The following is a 16,186-nucleotide window of genomic DNA, read 5'->3' on the forward strand; positions in this document are numbered from 1 at the left end:
TGACAGTGGCAGAGCCAACTCGCCCGTGGCGCACGGCCGGTGAGGGTGTGACGCCGTCGGTGTCCGCGCCGCCGGCGGACCTGCGCCGCGGAAGGGCCCCACGACCGAGAGGACGCTCGCCGTGCAATCCACCCCGCGTACCGGAACCACCACGCCGCCCCCCACGCGTCGCACCCGGACCCGCCGCCTGGCCGGGACGGCCGCCGCCGTCGCCGCGGTCGTCAGCCTCACCACGCTGTCCACCCCCGGCGCGCACGCCGCCGACAACCCGTACGAGCGCGGCCCCGCGCCCACCCGGGCGAGCATCGAGGCGCCGCGCGGCCCCTACGCCGTCTCGCAGACCTCCGTCTCCTCACTGCTCGTCTCCGGCTTCGGCGGCGGCACCATCTACTACCCGACCAGCACCAGCGACGGCACCTTCGGGGCCGTCGTGGTCACCCCGGGCTTCACCGCGACCGAGTCCTCCATGGCCTGGCTCGGGCCGCGCCTGGCCTCGCAGGGCTTCGTCGTCTTCACCATCGACACGCTGACCACCCTCGACCAGCCCGACTCACGCGGCCGCCAGATGCTCGCCGCCCTCGACTACCTGACGGAGCGCAGCTCCGCCAGAACACGGATCGACGGCACGCGGCTCGGCGTCATCGGCCACTCGATGGGTGGCGGCGGCACCCTGGAGGCGGCCAAGTCGCGGCCCTCGTTGAAGGCGGCGATCCCGCTCACGCCGTGGAACCTGGACAAGACCTGGCCCGAGGTGACCACCCCGACGCTGGTCGTGGGCGCCGACGGCGACACCGTCGCCCCGGTCGCCACCCACGCGAAGCCGTTCTACTCCACCCTGCCGTCCACCACGGACCGCGCCTACCTGGAGCTGAACAACGCCACCCACTTCGCGCCCAACATTTCGAACACCACCATCGCCAAGTACAGCGTCTCCTGGCTGAAGCGCTTCATCGACGACGACACCCGCTACGAGCAGTTCCTCTGCCCGTTGCCGGAGCCCGACCGCGACATCGAGGAGTACCGGGGCACGTGCCCCCTCGGTGGCTGACGGACGGCCCCTCGCACGGCCGAAGTGGCGGACGGCCCGCTTCCGCACCGGGTTACGCACGCGTAACCTCCCGGGGATGACTGGCGAGGAATCCGCCCTCCCCACGGTGCGGTTGCACGGCCGCGCGCCGCAGTTGAGCCGTATCCGTGCCTGGTGGCACCAGCCCCCCGCCCACCGCTCCGCCCTGCTGGTGGCCGGGGAGCCCGGCCTCGGACGCACCGCCGTGCTGCGCTGGGCGGCCCGTGCCCTGGGCGCGGACAGTACCGGCCACCTGGTGGCGGGGCCCGGCGCCGGGCCCCGCCACCAGGAGTGGACCCCCGGGACCCTGCTGCGCGCCGTGGAGAACGGCGAGGGCAGGGTCCCGGCGCTGGTGTGCGCGGACGACGCCGACCAGTGGCCGCCCACCGCCCGGCGGCTCCTCGGGGAGGCGGCCGAGCGGCTGTCCGAGGCGGGTGGCGGCCTCCTGCTCACCGCCGCCACCCACCGGCCGCTGCCCGGGGAACTGGCCTCGCTGCCCGTCGTCCACCTGGACCCGCTGGCGCCCGAGGAGGCCGCGGCCCTGCTGGAGGAGGCGGCACGGGAGACGGTGGAACCGTCCGTGGCCGCCGCACTGATCGCCGAGGGCGAGGGCAACCCGGCCCTGCTACACGCCCTGGTCCGCCACCTGTCCCCGGCGGCGCTGCGCGGACGCGCCCCGCTGCCCCGCCCCCTCGCCGACGCGGCAACCCTCGCGAGGGTCGCCGGCCGGGCCCTGACCGGCCACACCACCAGGGCCGCCGGACCGGAGGCCCTGGTGGCGGCTGCCACCCGGCCGGCCGGGGCCGACCGCGTCGACGCCCGTCTCGTCCTGCGCGCCCTGCGCCGCCTCGCCCCCGACACGGCCCAGGACGCCGCGCCCCCACCCGCCGTGCTCCGGGAGGCCGACGGCACGCTCGGGTTCCGCAGCCCCCTGCTGTGCCGGGCGGTGTACGCCGGCGTGGACCCGGCCGGGCGGCGGTCCGCCCACCACGCGCTCGCCGAGGAGTACGCGGCCGACGGGCACCGGCTCACCGCCCTGCTGCACCGGTCCTGGTCGGCGGCGGCCGGCGCGGAGGATGCCCGGCTCGCGGCCCGCCTGGCCGCCGAGGCCGCAGAGGCCGCAGGAAACGAGCCGCTTTCTTTGCGCTCCCTGGCCTACGCCCGCGCCGCCGCCCTCGCCGGGCCCGGCCCCCAGGGCTCCGCCTGGCAGACCCTCGCGGCGGAACTCGCCCTGAGCGCCGGTGACGTGGCGCGGGCCCGGCTGCTCGCCGAAACCGTCCCCGAGAGCGCCCTGCCCGCCCAGGACCGCGGCCGCCCCACCCTCGTACGCGGCCTGGTCACGCTCGCCGAGGGGCCGGCCGGGGACGCCCACCACGCCCTGCTGCTCGCCGCCGCCCTCGCCACGCCCGCCGCCCCCGAACGGGCCGCCGCCGCCCGCCTCGCCGCCGCCGACGCCGCGTGGGCCGCCGGTGACCGCACGGCCTGCCTCGGCTCCCTCGGCCCGGACACCCCGGGCAGCCAGGAACCGGAGGCGGCCGGCCATCAGCGGGCGGGCATGCGGGCCCTGCTGGAAGGCCGCTTCGGCCCGGCGGCTCGGCGACTGGGCCGGTTGCGGGAGCAGGGCACCGCCGGGCCGGCGGCACCGGAGACGCTGCTGCGCTCCGCGACCGCCGCGCTGCTGCTGGGCGACGTGGAGGCGGCCCGCCGCACCGGTGCGCGCGCTCTGGCCGGAGCCCGGTACGACGGTTCGGCCGCGCTGGTGCCGCGCGCCCTGGAGTACCTCGCCTACGCCGAACTGCGCGCCGGACGCCACGCCGAGGCGCGGGCGCACGCCGAGGAGGGGCTGCGCGCCGCGCTGCGGTCCGGGCAGCGCAACACGGCCGCGCACCACCACGCCGTCCTGGCGCTCGCCGCCTCCATCGAGGACGAGCCGCACGTGGTCGAGGAACACGTCGAGGCCGCCTGCGCCACCGCCCGCAGTCACGGCCTGGCCCAGGTGCTCACCCTGGCCCAGTGGGCGGCTGGCCGGGCCGACCTGGGGCGCGGCCGGCCCCTGGACGCCGCCGACCGGCTCGGCCTGCTGGTCCTGGCGGGACCGCAGCGCGGCCACTTCGCGGTGTGGCGGCTGGCCGTGCCCTGCTTCGTGGAGGCCGCCGTCCCCGCCGGACGCGCCGCCGAGGCCCGTACGCTGCTGGAGGACTACGCCGGCTGGGCGGAGTTCGGCGCGGACCCCCAGGCCGCGGCCCAACTCGCGCGCTGCCAGGCCCTGCTGGACCCGACCGACGGGGCGGACGCCCTCTTCCGGCTGGCCCTGGACCGGCACGCCACGGCGGGCGGCGACTTCGAGCACGCTCGCACCACGCTGCTGTACGGCAAGTGGCTGCGCCGGCGCCGCCGGCCCCGCGAGGCACGCGACCGGCTCGGCGCCGCCGTCGCCCGCTTCGCCCGCTGCGGCGCCGAGGTGTGGGCGCGCCAGGCCAGGGACGAACTCCGTTCGCTGGCCACCCCGCCGTCCTCGCCGGACCCCACCGCCCTGACCGGGCTCACCCCGCAGCAGCGCCGCATCGCCCGGCACGTCGCCCAGGGCGGCACCAACCGGGAGATCGCCCTCGCGCTCTCGGTGAGCGTCCGCACCGTCGACTACCACCTGCGCCGGATCTACGCGGCTCTCGGGGTGCGGTCCCGGCTGGAGCTGGCCCGGCTGGTGGACGAGGTGGAACAGCCGGCCGGGGGATGAGTCCTCCGGCGGGCGCCGCCCCACGGTCTTCACACCTTCCTGCCCTGCCTGACGCCGGATCGCTATGGCGAAACCAACACCGGCGCCGGTAGCGTCAGTTCCTCAGAGGGAACGTTTGTCTCACGGGGAGTCCATGGTGAACCGCCGCTCTTTGCCCGCAGTCCCACTGGCGGTGGCCGCCGTGCTGTCGCTGTCCGCCTGCGGCGGCGGGGGCGAGAAGTCCGCTGAGGACGACAGGATCGCGGGGGCCGACGGCGGCGGGAGTACGAGTGCCGCGCCCGGCCCCAGTGCGTCGCCCGAGGTCAAGCGCCCCGCGATCAAGCTGCCGAAGGACATGAAGAACGTCTTCGAGGGCGGCGGCACGGGTGACCCGGTGGTCGAGGCCGTCCTGCGGGACAGCGAGGGGCGGATCAACTCCCTGGACGAGGCGATCCACACGCGCTCCCTGGAACGCCCCGCCTTCGGCTTCTACAACACGGGCGACGCCGCGCGGGGTGCCGCCGTCTGGGTGCAGGGCTTCTACGACGACAAGATCACCTGGACCGGCACCGTCCGCTACTACGACCGCAAGGTCACCGTCGAGGGCAGGAAGAAGGACAAGGCGACCCTGTCCTACTGCGCGGACGAGTCCAAGGCGTTCAACAAGGAGCTGAAGTCCGGGAAGGTCTCGGACGCGGTCGACGGCTCGGGCGACTCCCTGGTCTTCTACCACACCCGGCTGGTGAAGAACGACAAGGGCGTCTGGCAGACCACCGATGTGTATTCGAAGAGGGGGACTTCGCCATGCCAGTGACATCCGTGAGGTCGAGGACCGGCAGGGCCCTGACCGTGCTGACCGCGGCCGCCGCCCTGGCCGTGCTGCCGCAGACCGCGTGGGCGGCCCGCGGCGGCTCCGGCGGCTCGACGGAGGGCACCGCCACGCCCTCCGGCGGCACCGGCGGGGACAGCATCTACGCCAGCGTCGTCACGTACGACGAGTCGAAGAACGGCTCCGGCGGGAGCGGCGCGGGTCCGGTCGCCCCGGCCGGTGACTGGACGCCGCCCGCCTGCTGGTACGAGCCGAAGTGGACGCCCGAGGAGTTCGAGGAGGAGTTCCGCAAGAGCTGGGACATCCCGCACTTCAGCGGCGCCGGCGAGGCGTACCGGATGTCCCAGGACCACTACATCAACGGCGAGCCCTACGACGACTTCAACAAGGAGAAGTCCGGCGAGGGCATGTGGTGGGAGGCGGTCCGCGACCCGGTGCGGGAGGAGGCACTCGACCCGGCCGCATTCGCCTGTGACGAGGCGACCTTCTGGGTCGACAACGGCGAGACCCCCGAGGTGGAGAACGCCATCACCCCGGACATCCTCGCCCAGCTCGCCTACAGCCGGCTCAAGGTGCCCGGTACCAAGGTCGCGCTCGCCCCGGAGGTGGCCACCAAGGTCAACCTGCCGACCTGGGCCTGGCTCGACAAGGCCACCTTCAAGGAGGTCGCCGTCACCGCCTCGCTCGACGCCGGCGGCCTGAACATCCAGGCGACCACCACGGCCAAGCCCGTCTCCCTCAAGCTGGAGCCGGGGACCAAGGACGCCACGACCTTCCCGGCCTCCGGGGAGTGCGCGATCAACGCCGACGGGTCGATCGGCGAGCCGTACGCCAAGGGCAAGGCGGACGAGACGCCCGACTGCGGGCTGACGTACCTCCGTTCCTCCGGCGGCAAGACCTTCCCGCTCCAGGCCACCGTGACCTGGGAGATCGCCTGGACCGGCAGCGGCGGCACCGGCGGCGACCTGCCCGACGGCACCTTCGGCGCCGAGCAGGCGGTCACGGTCGAGGAGATCCAGTCGATCAACCGGTGAGCAGCGTGCCGAACGGGGCCGCGTCCGCGAGGGAGACCTCCCGGGCGCGGCCCCGCCGCGGTTCGTATGCGATCCCGGTGGCCGGTCCTGGCCCCTCGCGGCCCCCGGCCGCCCCGCGCCCCTTGTCGCGTAACCCCGCGGAAACCCCGTACCGCCACCCCGCGCCACCGGACCGACGCCCTGCGTCAACCCTCCGTCCGCCCGCGCGACGTGGCCGGTTCGCGTCGAATCGATAACGGCTGCGGAAGGGGGCTTTCCCCGACATCTACGCGCGTTACGATGCGGCGAAACCAGCGCCGGGAGCCGGCGCTCTCGGGTCAGTGGAAGGAAACCCTCGTGCGCCGGGTAACCAGGATTCTCACCGCGGGCATAGCAACCGCGTCTCTCGCGTTCACCGCCACCGCGTGTGGCGAGTCCTCCACCGAGGCGTCCTCGGGCGAGAACAAGGGCATCGGCCTCTCCTACGACGAAGGCGGCCGCGGCGACCACTCGTTCAACGACTCCGCCGCCAAGGGCTACGACAAGGCCAAGAAGGAGCTGAAGCTCGGCGGCAAGGAGATCACCGCGAAGACCGGTGAGACCGAGGCCGACCGCTACCAGCACCTCGCCGACCTCGCCGACGCCGGCTACAACCCCGTCATCGCGGTCGGCTTCGCCTACGCGCCCTCGGTGACCAAGGCGGCCAAGAAGTACAAGGACGTCGACTTCGCCATCGTCGACGCCGTGGTCGACCTGCCCAACGTCACCAGCCTGGTCTTCAACGAGCACGAGGCGTCCTACCTGGCCGGCGTGGCCGCCGCCCTCAAGTCGAAGTCCGACCACGTCGGCTTCATCGGCGGCACCGACTCCGTCCTCATCAAGAAGTTCGCGGGCGGCTTCGAGCAGGGCATCAAGGACACCAACCCCAAGGCCAAGCTGGACGTCCAGTGGGTCAAGGAGGGCAACGACACGGCCGGCTTCGGCCAGCCCGACCGCGGCAAGGAGATCGCCGAGGGCATGCTCGCCCGCGACATCGACGTGATCTACTCCGCCGCCGGTGCCTCCGGTTCGGGTGCCATCGAGGCCACCGCGAAGAAGAAGGGCACCTGGTCGATCGGGGTCGACGGCGACCAGTACAACTCCGAGCCGCTGGCCCCGTACAAGAACTCGATCCTGACCTCCGCGGTCAAGAACGTGGACGTCGCGGTCTACGACTTCGTCAAGTCCATCGAGGACGGCAAGAAGCTCACCGGTGTCCAGTCCTTCACCCTGGAGCAGGGCGGCGTGAGCCTCTCCTACTCCGGCGGCTTCATCGACGACATCAAGCCGAAGATCGAAGAGGCCCAGAAGAAGATCTCGGACGGCGACATCAAGGTCACCGACACCTACAAGGGCTGAGCCCGCAAGGGCCCGCCCACGCGGACCGATTGCCGCTCGCGGGGCCACCCCCCGCGGCGACCGTCGCGCCGCCCGCCCCACCGGCCTCCGGGCCGGCTGGGCGGCGCGACGTCCACCCCCAGCCGACCCCCGCACCAAGCCCCCACCTCCCAGAGACCGGGCGCGGCAGCCGGACCAAGCCCCGGGCCCTTCACGGGACCCGGGCACGGTCACACCCTCGGCGGCCGGACCCAGGGGTCGGCCCCCAACCGGCCCGCAGCGGCCCGGACCCGGGGTCCGCCCCACGGCAGCCCCGGGTCCGTTCCGTGTGAGGCCGCGGGCTCCACGCCCTCGTACGCCCCCGGGCGCACACCACCCCCGCACGCCCCTTGCGCACCGCCCCCAGGTGCGCGGAGTGTTCGTACGGCCCGTCAGCCGTGCCCAGCCACCACCCTCCAGTCAGCCAGGAGCGCGTCATCAAAGCCGCCAGCGCCCCCCAGGGCGAGCCTCCCACCGGCGAGTCCGGCTCCGGCTCCGCCGGTGCCGACATCGCCGTCGAGCTCCGCGGAATCACCAAGCGGTTCCCCGGAGTCGTCGCCAACCACGACATCGACATCACCGTCCGCCGCGGCACGGTGCACGCCCTCGTCGGCGAGAACGGCGCGGGCAAGTCGACCTTGATGAAGATCCTTTACGGGATGCAGCGTCCCGACGAGGGCACCATCACGCTCGACGGCACCCGGGCCGACCTGCACTCGCCCGGCGACGCCATCGCCCGCGGCGTCGGCATGGTCCACCAGCACTTCATGCTGGCCGACAACTTCACCGTGCTGGAGAACATCGTTCTCGGCGCCGAGAAGCTGCACGGCATCGGCGGCAAGGCGCGCCGGAAGATCCAGGAGATCTCCGACGCGTACGGCCTGGGCGTGCGGCCCGACGTCCTCGTGGAGGACCTCGGCGTCGCCGACCGGCAGCGGGTGGAGATCCTCAAGGTCCTCTACCGGGGCGCGCGCACCCTGATCCTCGACGAGCCCACCGCCGTGCTGGTGCCGCAGGAGGTGGACGCCCTCTTCGACAACCTGCGCGAGCTGAAGGCCGAGGGGCTCACCGTCCTGTTCATCTCGCACAAGCTGGGCGAGGTGCTCTCGGTCGCCGACGCCATCACGGTCATCCGGCGCGGCACCACCGTCGCCTCGGTGGACCCGGCCGAGACCACCGCCCGGCACCTCGCCGAGCTGATGGTCGGCTCGGCCCTGCCCACCCCGGAGACCCGCGAGTCGACCGTCACCGACAAGCCGATGCTGGCCGTGGAGGGGCTCACCGTCCACGACCCGCAGACCGGCCGGCCCGTCTGCGACGACATCACCTTCACCATCCACGCCGGTGAGGTCATGGGCATCGCCGGCGTCGAGGGCAACGGCCAGGCCGAACTGGTCGAGGCCGTCATGGGCATGCGCGAGGCGGCCGAGGGCGCCCTGCGCCTGGACGGCCAGGACATCTCGCGCACCCCGACCCGGCAGCGCCGCGAGGGCGGCATCGGCTACATCCCCGAGGACCGCCACCGCCACGGCCTGCTCCTGGAGGCCCCGCTCTGGGAGAACCGCATCCTCGGCCACGTCACCGAGGCCCCCAACTCCAAGGGCGCCTTCCTCGACCCGGGCGCGGCCCGCCGCGACACCGAGCGGATCGTCACCGAGTACGACGTGCGCACGCCCGGCATCGACGTGCCCGCCTCCTCGCTCTCCGGCGGCAACCAGCAGAAGCTGATCGTCGGCCGCGAGATGAGCCACCACCCCAAGCTGCTCATCGCCGCCCACCCGACGCGCGGCGTCGACGTCGGCGCGCAGGCACAGATCTGGGACCAGATCCGCGAGGCCCGCCGCGAGGGGCTGGCGGTGCTGCTGATCTCCGCCGACCTCGACGAGCTGATCGGCCTCTCCGACTCGCTGCGGGTCATGTACCGGGGCCGCCTGGTCGCCGACGCCGACCCGGCCGCGATCACCCCCGAGGAGCTGGGCTCCGCCATGACCGGCGCCGCCTCCGGCCACCTGGAGCACCCGGACGGGCCGCCGCCCGTGCCCGGCGCCCGTACTCCGGAGGACGAGCCGCGCGAGGCCGTCGCCGGCTCGCAGAACGACGACCACCCCCGCGAGGACGGTGACACCCGATGAAGCGCTTCTCCGTGGAGCGTGTGCTGCTCACGCTGCTCGCGCCCGTCCTCGCGCTGGCCGCCGCCTTCGTCATCACCTCGGTGGTGCTGATCGCGACCGGCAAGGACCCGTTCACCGCCTTCTGGGTGATGTTCGACTACGGCACCAAGTCCGACAGCCAGGTCTTCATCCTCAACAAGGCGACCACGTACTACCTCGCCGGACTCGCCGTCGCCGTCGGCTTCCGGATGAACCTCTTCAACATCGGCGTGGACGGCCAGTACCGCCTGGCCGCGTTCTTCGCCGCCGCCGTCGGCGGTGCGCTGGAACTGCCCGTCCTGGTGCACATCCCGCTGATCATCCTGGTGGCGATGCTGGTCGGCGCCATGTGGGCCTCGATCGCCGCGCTGCTCAAGGTCTACCGGGGCGTCAGCGAGGTGATCTCCACGATCATGCTCAACTCGCTGGCCACCAGCTTCATCGGCTACCTGCTGGTCGAGGACCGGCTCGCCGTGCTGCACAAGGACACCAACAGCGTCTCCACCCAGCCGCTCCCCGAGTCCGGGCAGTTCTTCTCCTTCGACATGGGCGCCGACGGCGAGATCTGGGGCTTCATCCTCGTCTCGGTCCTCGCCGGCATCGGCTTCTGGTTCCTGCTGGGCCGCACCCGGTTCGGCTTCGACCTGCGCGCCGTCGGCCGCTCCGAGGAGGCCGCCAAGGCCAGCGGGGTCGGCGTCAAGCGCATGGTGATCACCAGCATGGCGCTCTCCGGCGCCGTCGCCGGCCTCACCGGCCTGCCGCTGCTGCTCAACGACAGCCACCAGTTCACCAGCAACTTCCCCACCGGCATCGGCTTCACCGGCATCGCCATCGCGCTGCTCGGCCGCAACAACCCGGTCGGCATCGCCTTCGCCGCCCTGCTCTGGGGCTTCCTCGAACGCGGCGGCAACCGCCTGGAGTTCCACGGCTACGACAAGGAGATCGTCGGCGTCATGCAGGGCGTCATCGTCCTCTGCGTCGTCATCGCCTACGAACTGGTCCGCCGCTACTCCCTCAAGTCCCAGCAGCGCATGGTCGGCGCCGAACTCGCCGCCGCCGGACAGGGGCCCGCCGGTCCCGACGCCGGCCCCGGCGGCGAGGGACCCGGTGACGGCGGCGACGGCCCGGACGACCGCGGCCCCGACGCCGGACCGAACACCCCGGACAGCCCTGAGAAGAAGGAGGTGCCGGCATGAGCGCCACGGTCACCGCTGAGAAGGCCGCCCCGCCCGCGCCCACCCGCTCGCGGCGGATGAGCCTGCCGCGCGTCCTGCTGCTCCTCTCCGGGGCGCTGCTCGCCCTGTGCGCCGTACGCGTCATCACCGGCGCCGACAACATCACCGGCTCCAGCCAGATCGCCGCCGCCCTCTCCCTCGCCGTGCCGATCGGCCTCGCCGGTCTCGGCGGCCTGTGGGCCGAGCGGGCGGGCGTGGTCAACATCGGCCTCGAAGGCATGATGATCCTCGGCACCTTCTTCGGTGCCTGGGCCGGCTACCAGTGGGGCCCGTGGACCGGCGTCGTCGTCGGCGTCCTCGCCGGCGCCATCGGCGGCCTGGTGCACGCGGTCGCCACCGTCTCCTTCGGCGTCGACCACATCATCTCCGGTGTCGCCATCAACATCCTCGCCCTCGGCGCCACCTCCTACCTCGCCAAGCGCTGGTTCGAGCCGCTGTCCCACCTCGGCGCCAGCCCCAAGCAGTCCCCGGCCGTGGACGACCTCCCGTCGTTCACCGTGCCCGGCCTCTCCGACGGGCTGAAGTCGCTGGAGAGCCACCACTGGTTCCTCGTCTCCGACGTCGCCGGCATCCTCGGCGGCCTGGTCACCAACGTCTCGGCGCTCACCGCGCTGACCGTGCTCCTGGTCGTCGGCTCGTACTTCGTCCTGTGGCGCACGCCGTTCGGTCTCAGGCTGCGCTCCTGCGGCGAGAACCCGCTGGCCGCCGAGTCCCTCGGCGTCAACGTCTACCTGTACAAGTACGCGGCCGTCGCCACCTCCGGCGCGCTCGCCGGACTCGGCGGCGTCTTCCTCGCCATGGTCCGCTCGCACATCTACAACGAGGGCCAGACCGGCGGCCGCGGCTACATCGGCCTCGCCGCGATGATCTTCGGCAACTGGCGTCCCGGCGGCCTCGCCGCGGGCGCGGGCCTCTTCGGCTACTCCGACGCGCTCCAGCTCCGCAACGGCGGCACCACCGTGCACGCCCTGCTGCTGCTGATCGCGGTGGTGCTGGTCCTGCTGGCGGTATGGAAGATCTACCGCAAGAGCTACCTGACGGGCGCGGTGTCGGCCGGCTTCGCCGTCCTCGTGCTGGTCTGGTACTTCATGACGGACACCGTGCCCAACGAGATGGTCGGCGCCACCCCGTACGTCGTCACCCTGCTGGTGATGGCGCTGGCGGCGCAGAAACTACGCATGCCGAAGTACAACAACAAGCCGTACCGGAAGGGCCAGGCCGGATGACGGCCCCCGGCCCCGCCGCCACCGAGCCGCCCGGCGGCTGGGGCCCCCTGCTGGAGGCCGCCCGGGACGCCATGTCCCGGGCGTACGCCCCCTACTCGGGGTACCCGGTCGGCGCCGCCGCCCGTACCGACGACGGCCGGATCGTCACCGGGTGCAACGTCGAGAACGCCAGCTACGGCATCGGCCTCTGCGCCGAGTGCGGCCTGGTCTCGCAGCTGCACGCCACCGGCGGCGGCCGCCTCACGCACTTCGCGTGCGTCGACGGCGCGGGCAACGCCCTCGTCCCCTGCGGCCGCTGCCGCCAGCTCCTCTACGAGGCCGGTGGTCCGGGGCTGCTGCTGCGCACCCCCGAGGGCGTCCGCACCCTCGACGCGATGCTGCCGCAGGCGTTCGGCGCCGGGCACCTGACGGCGCGGGACGCGCCTGAGGCGTAGGCACCATCCCCGGGGCGGGGCGCCAGGACCGGCGCCCCGCCTCTCCCGTTTTCCGCTCCGAGGCGGCGCGGCCCGCACGCCCGCCTCCCCGAAGAAAGGCCGGACCGATGGACGTCATCTCGGTCATCCGCGCCAAGCGCGACCGCATCCCCCTCACCGACGCCCAGATCGACTGGACCGTCGACGCCTACACGCGCGGCGCCGTCGCCGACGAGCAGATGTCCGCGCTGGCCATGGCGATCCTGCTGAACGGCATGGACCGCCGCGAGATCGCCCGCTGGACCGCCGCCATGATCGCCTCCGGCGAGCGCCTCGACTTCTCCTCGCTGGCCCGCCCCACCGCCGACAAGCACTCCACCGGCGGCGTCGGCGACAAGATCACCCTGCCGCTCGCCCCGCTCGTCGCGGCCTGCGGCGCCGCCGTGCCGCAGCTCAGCGGGCGCGGCCTCGGCCACACCGGCGGCACTCTCGACAAGCTGGAGTCCATCCCCGGCTGGCGCGCCTCGCTCAGCAACGCCGAACTCCTCGACGTCCTCGCCTCCACCGGCGCCGTCATCTGCGCCGCCGGCGACGGCCTGGCCCCCGCAGACAAGAAGCTGTACGCGCTGCGCGACGTCACCGGCACCGTCGAGGCCATCCCGCTGATCGCCTCCTCGATCATGTCGAAGAAGATCGCCGAGGGCACCGGCTCCCTCGTCCTGGACGTCAAGTGCGGCACCGGCGCCTTCATGAAGACCGTCGAGGACGCCCGTGAACTGGCCGAGACCATGGTCTCCCTCGGCACCGACCACGGCGTGAAGACGGTCGCCCTGCTCACCCACATGTCCACGCCGCTCGGCCTGACCGCGGGCAACGCCCTGGAGGTCCGCGAATCGGTCGAGGTGCTGGCCGGCGGCGGCCCCGCCGACGTGGTCGAACTGACCCTCGCCCTCGCCCGCGACATGCTGGAGGCGGCCGGCATCCACGACGCCGACCCGGCGAAGAAGCTCGCCGACGGCTCCGCCATGGACGTCTGGCGCCGCATGATCTCCGCCCAGGGCGGCGACCCGGACGCCCCGCTCCCCGCCGCCCGCCACACCCACACCGTCACCGCCCCCGCCAGCGGCGTCCTCTCCCGCCTCGACGCCTACGACATCGGCGTGGCCGCCTGGCGGCTCGGCGCGGGCCGCGCCCGCAAGGAGGACCCGGTGCAGGCCGCCGCCGGCATCGAGCTGCACGCCAAGCCGGGCGACACCGTCACCGAGGGCGCGCCCCTGCTGACCCTGCACACCGACACCGACGAGCGGTTCGCGGGCGCCCTCGACGCCCTCGGCTCCGCCTGGGACATCGCCGCCCCGGGCACCACCGTCGACACCCCGCCGATCGTCCTGGACCGCATCGCCTGACCCCTCCACACCCTCACGGCCGGGCCGCACCGATGACTTTCGGGCGGCCCGGCCGTCTGCCCGGGTGTGGATGCCGACGTCACCGACCCCGCCGTGCTGAGGCTGGCCAGTCCCGTCCCCCCCTCGGACGGGCCCCGCCTCTGCGCCGAACTGACCCGCCTCGCGGCCACCGGGGCCACCGAGATCGTCTGCGACGTCTCCGCCCTCCACGCCCCTGGGCTCACCGCGGTCGACACCCTGGCCCGCCTCCACCTCACCGCCCGCCGCACCGGCTGCCACCTGCGCCTGCGCCACCCGACCCCGCAACTGCGCGCCCTGCTGGAGCTGACGGGGCTGGCCGAAGCCCTCCTCGGCGACGAAGGTTTTTCGCCACCCGTCCCGCCGGATTAACCCCCTTCGGCAGGATAAGTCCCGCCCAGGGTAATGAAATCGATAGGTTTTCGGTCATTTCCCGGTCAGGTGTCCGCTTACCGTTGTCGAGCCCCTTTCGCACCCTGACCAACGAAAGAACGACACCTCATGCAAGGAACGGTTGACGGGTTCAGCTACGGCCTGGTCACCCCGGTCGCGGCCTTCCTGATGGCGGCACTCGGCGGCGCCCTCGGACTGCGCTGCACGGTCCGCTCGCTGCACGGCGGACAGACCTTCAAGGCCGGATGGCTGGCACTGGGGGCCGCCGCCATCGGCTGCGGCGTCTGGACCATGCACTTCGTCGGCATGATGGGCTTCTCCGTCGCCGAGTCCGCCATCAGCTACGACGTACCGCTCACCCTGGTCAGCCTCGGCGTGGCCATCGTCGTCGTCGGCATCGGCGTCTTCATCGTGGGCTACCGGGGCACCCGTCCGGCCGCCCTCGCCACCGCCGGCCTCGTCACCGGGCTGGGCGTCGCGGCGATGCACTACATCGGCATGTACAGCATGAGCCTGCGCGGGGAGTTCGCCTACGACCCGGTCCTCGTCGTGCTCTCCGTGCTGATCGCCGTCGTCGCCGCGACCGCCGCGCTCTGGGCGGCCATGACGGTCCGCGGTTTCCTGCCGAGCCTCGGCGCCAGCGCCATCATGGGCGTCGCCGTCACCGGCATGCACTACACCGGCATGTCCGCGATGACCGTCCACCTCGACGGCCACGCCAGCCGCATGGTGCAGGGCGGGTCCATGACCACCGTGCTGCTCCCGATGCTCTTCGGCCCACTGGTCCTGCTGCTGGTCGCGGGCGTCATCGTGATGTTCGACCCGCTGCTGATCTCGGGCGAGGACACCTGGGACGGCGCGCGCGAGCCGCGTGGTGGCCGCCGCCCGCGGGGCCGGCACACGGCACCCGCGCCTGCCCCCGTGGCGGCCCGGCGGACCCTGGCGGAGGACGACTTCTGGCCGCAGCCCGCCCCCGCCCCTGCTGCTCCCGCCGCCCCGGCCGCCGAGCCCGCGAGCCGCTACCCGGACTCGTACGGACCCCGCTGACCGGGGCGTGCGGCGAACCCTCGGTGCCGTCAGGCCCCCGCGGCCCGCTCCGCCTCGATGATCTTCCGGGCCCGCTCGACCGGCGAGGGCAGGTCGGGGGCCTCGTCCCCGCCGACCGGCCGCCCCTCGGCGTCCAGCGCCGGGGCCAGGCCGAAGAGCGGGAACCACTTCGGGGTGTCCAGGAAGCAGTGCAGCCCCGTGATCCGGCCCCCGGAGAGGTCCAGGACCTGCACCGCCCAGGGCACGAAGCCGGGTTCGCCGTCCTCGCGGGGCTTGTAGTGGGCGAAGGCGGGGGCGCCGTTGGCCACCGTCGGGATCAGACGGGAGCCGGCGCAGGCGGCGCCGATGGTGGTCATGAAGCCGGTGATGTCGGCGGTGCCGGCCAGCCACAGGTCGAACGGCGGCATCGTCATCACCGCGTCCTCGTGGAGGAGGGCGGTGAGCGCCGTCATGTCGTACCCCTCGAAGGCCGCCACGTACCGCTCCAGGAGCTTCTGCTGCTCGGCGTCGAGCGGGTCGGCGGTGTCGGCCGCCTCCTCGGCGCCCGCGTGCTCGGCGAGGGTCGCGCGGGCCCGCTGGAGGGCGCTGTTGACCGAGGCGGTGGTGGTCTCCAGCAACTCGGCGACCTCGGCGGCCTTCCAGGCCAGCACCTCGCGGAGGATCAGCACGGCGCGCTGCTTGGGCGGCAGGTGCTGGAGGGCGGCCATGAAGGCGAGCCGCACCGACTCGCGCGCCACCGCCGTCTGGGCCGGGTCGGAGTGCGAGGGCAGTACGCGGGCGTCGGGCACCGGCTCCAGCCAGGTGTTGTCGGGACGGGGACTCAGCGCCGCCTGGGCCAGCGGCGTCGCCAGGGTCAGGTCGACCGGGCGGGCGCGGCGGTTGCCCGCGTTGAGCGAGTCCATGCAGACGTTGGTGGCGATGCGGTACAGCCAGGAGCGGAGCGAGGAGCGCCCCTCGAACCGGTCGTACGCCCGCCAGGCGCGGACGAAGGTGTCCTGCACCGCGTCCTCCGCCTCGAAGGCGGAGCCGAGCACGCGGTAGCAGTAACCGGTCAGCTCCGTGCGATGGCTCTCCAGCAGGACGTCCAGCTCGCCCGCTGCCCCCGCACCCCCGTCCGTCCCCGTCGCCTGCGTCGTCACCGGCACCTGTGCCATCAGCCCCACTCACCCGTCGTCGCCCGGAAAAGCTCCCGTACCCGGAAGCTACCGCAGGGCGCCGACAATCGCGCCCGGAGTACGAAACTGCCCCAACCGGCCCT

General features: G+C 73.3%; 13 protein-coding genes. 12 read left to right on the forward strand and 1 reads right to left on the reverse strand.

Annotated elements, in window-relative coordinates; all coding sequences use genetic code 11:
• Window positions 1-121: 121 nt before the first annotated feature.
• From OIM89_RS19675 to OIM89_RS19730, 12 genes are all read left to right on the forward strand, one after another.
• Window positions 122-1,048 (forward strand): alpha/beta hydrolase family protein, encoded by a 927-nt coding sequence (locus tag OIM89_RS19675; protein WP_030698493.1) that lies wholly within the window; start codon window positions 122-124, stop codon window positions 1,046-1,048.
• Window positions 1,049-1,124: 76 nt separating this feature from the next.
• Entirely contained in the window at window positions 1,125-3,803 is a 2,679-nt protein-coding gene (locus tag OIM89_RS19680; protein ID WP_226965297.1) for a helix-turn-helix domain-containing protein, read from the forward strand.
• Window positions 3,804-3,936: 133 nt separating this feature from the next.
• A complete protein-coding gene (locus OIM89_RS19685) occupies window positions 3,937-4,596 on the forward strand; it encodes a hypothetical protein (protein WP_052230961.1) in 660 nt (219 codons plus the stop codon).
• Window positions 4,587-5,645: a hypothetical protein gene (locus OIM89_RS19690; RefSeq protein WP_175458586.1), complete on the forward strand. Its 1,059-nt coding sequence runs from the start codon at window positions 4,587-4,589 to the stop codon at window positions 5,643-5,645. Before OIM89_RS19685 ends, OIM89_RS19690 begins: the two co-directional genes overlap by 10 nt.
• Before the next feature lie 336 nt (window positions 5,646-5,981).
• On the forward strand, window positions 5,982-7,022 hold the full coding sequence (locus OIM89_RS19695; protein WP_030698497.1) for a BMP family lipoprotein: 1,041 nt from the start codon (window positions 5,982-5,984) through the stop codon (window positions 7,020-7,022).
• Between the two features lie 368 nt (window positions 7,023-7,390).
• Window positions 7,391-9,172, forward strand: a complete 1,782-nt coding sequence (locus OIM89_RS19700) for an ABC transporter ATP-binding protein (RefSeq protein ID WP_151169327.1) — start codon at window positions 7,391-7,393, stop codon at window positions 9,170-9,172.
• Complete coding sequence (locus tag OIM89_RS19705) at window positions 9,169-10,386, forward strand: ABC transporter permease (protein ID WP_030698499.1); 1,218 nt, start codon at window positions 9,169-9,171, stop codon at window positions 10,384-10,386. Before OIM89_RS19700 ends, OIM89_RS19705 begins: the two co-directional genes overlap by 4 nt.
• Window positions 10,383-11,651 (forward strand): ABC transporter permease, encoded by a 1,269-nt coding sequence (locus OIM89_RS19710; RefSeq protein ID WP_030698500.1) that lies wholly within the window; start codon window positions 10,383-10,385, stop codon window positions 11,649-11,651. The genes OIM89_RS19705 and OIM89_RS19710 overlap by 4 nt, the downstream gene beginning before the upstream one ends.
• Window positions 11,648-12,085, forward strand: a complete 438-nt coding sequence (locus OIM89_RS19715) for a cytidine deaminase (protein ID WP_030698501.1) — start codon at window positions 11,648-11,650, stop codon at window positions 12,083-12,085. Before OIM89_RS19710 ends, OIM89_RS19715 begins: the two co-directional genes overlap by 4 nt.
• Before the next feature lie 107 nt (window positions 12,086-12,192).
• On the forward strand, window positions 12,193-13,470 hold the full coding sequence (locus OIM89_RS19720) for a thymidine phosphorylase (RefSeq protein ID WP_264491479.1): 1,278 nt from the start codon (window positions 12,193-12,195) through the stop codon (window positions 13,468-13,470).
• A 66-nt stretch (window positions 13,471-13,536) separates the two neighbouring features.
• Entirely contained in the window at window positions 13,537-13,860 is a 324-nt protein-coding gene (locus tag OIM89_RS19725; RefSeq protein ID WP_030698503.1) for an STAS domain-containing protein, read from the forward strand.
• A 129-nt stretch (window positions 13,861-13,989) separates the two neighbouring features.
• Window positions 13,990-14,928 carry an MHYT domain-containing protein gene (locus OIM89_RS19730; RefSeq protein WP_030698504.1) on the forward strand — a complete coding sequence of 313 codons (939 nt, stop codon included), beginning with the start codon at window positions 13,990-13,992 and terminating at the stop codon, window positions 14,926-14,928.
• A 29-nt stretch (window positions 14,929-14,957) separates the two neighbouring features.
• Here the strand turns inward: OIM89_RS19730 and OIM89_RS19735 are convergent, their stop codons facing one another.
• Window positions 14,958-16,082 carry a sigma-70 family RNA polymerase sigma factor gene (locus OIM89_RS19735; protein WP_264491480.1) on the reverse strand — a complete coding sequence of 375 codons (1,125 nt, stop codon included), beginning with the start codon at window positions 16,080-16,082 and terminating at the stop codon, window positions 14,958-14,960.
• Window positions 16,083-16,186 lie beyond the last annotated feature (104 nt).

It is taken from the genome of Streptomyces sp. BI87, assembly GCF_025957665.1.
GTDB classification, from domain to species: domain Bacteria; phylum Actinomycetota; class Actinomycetes; order Streptomycetales; family Streptomycetaceae; genus Streptomyces; species Streptomyces albidoflavus.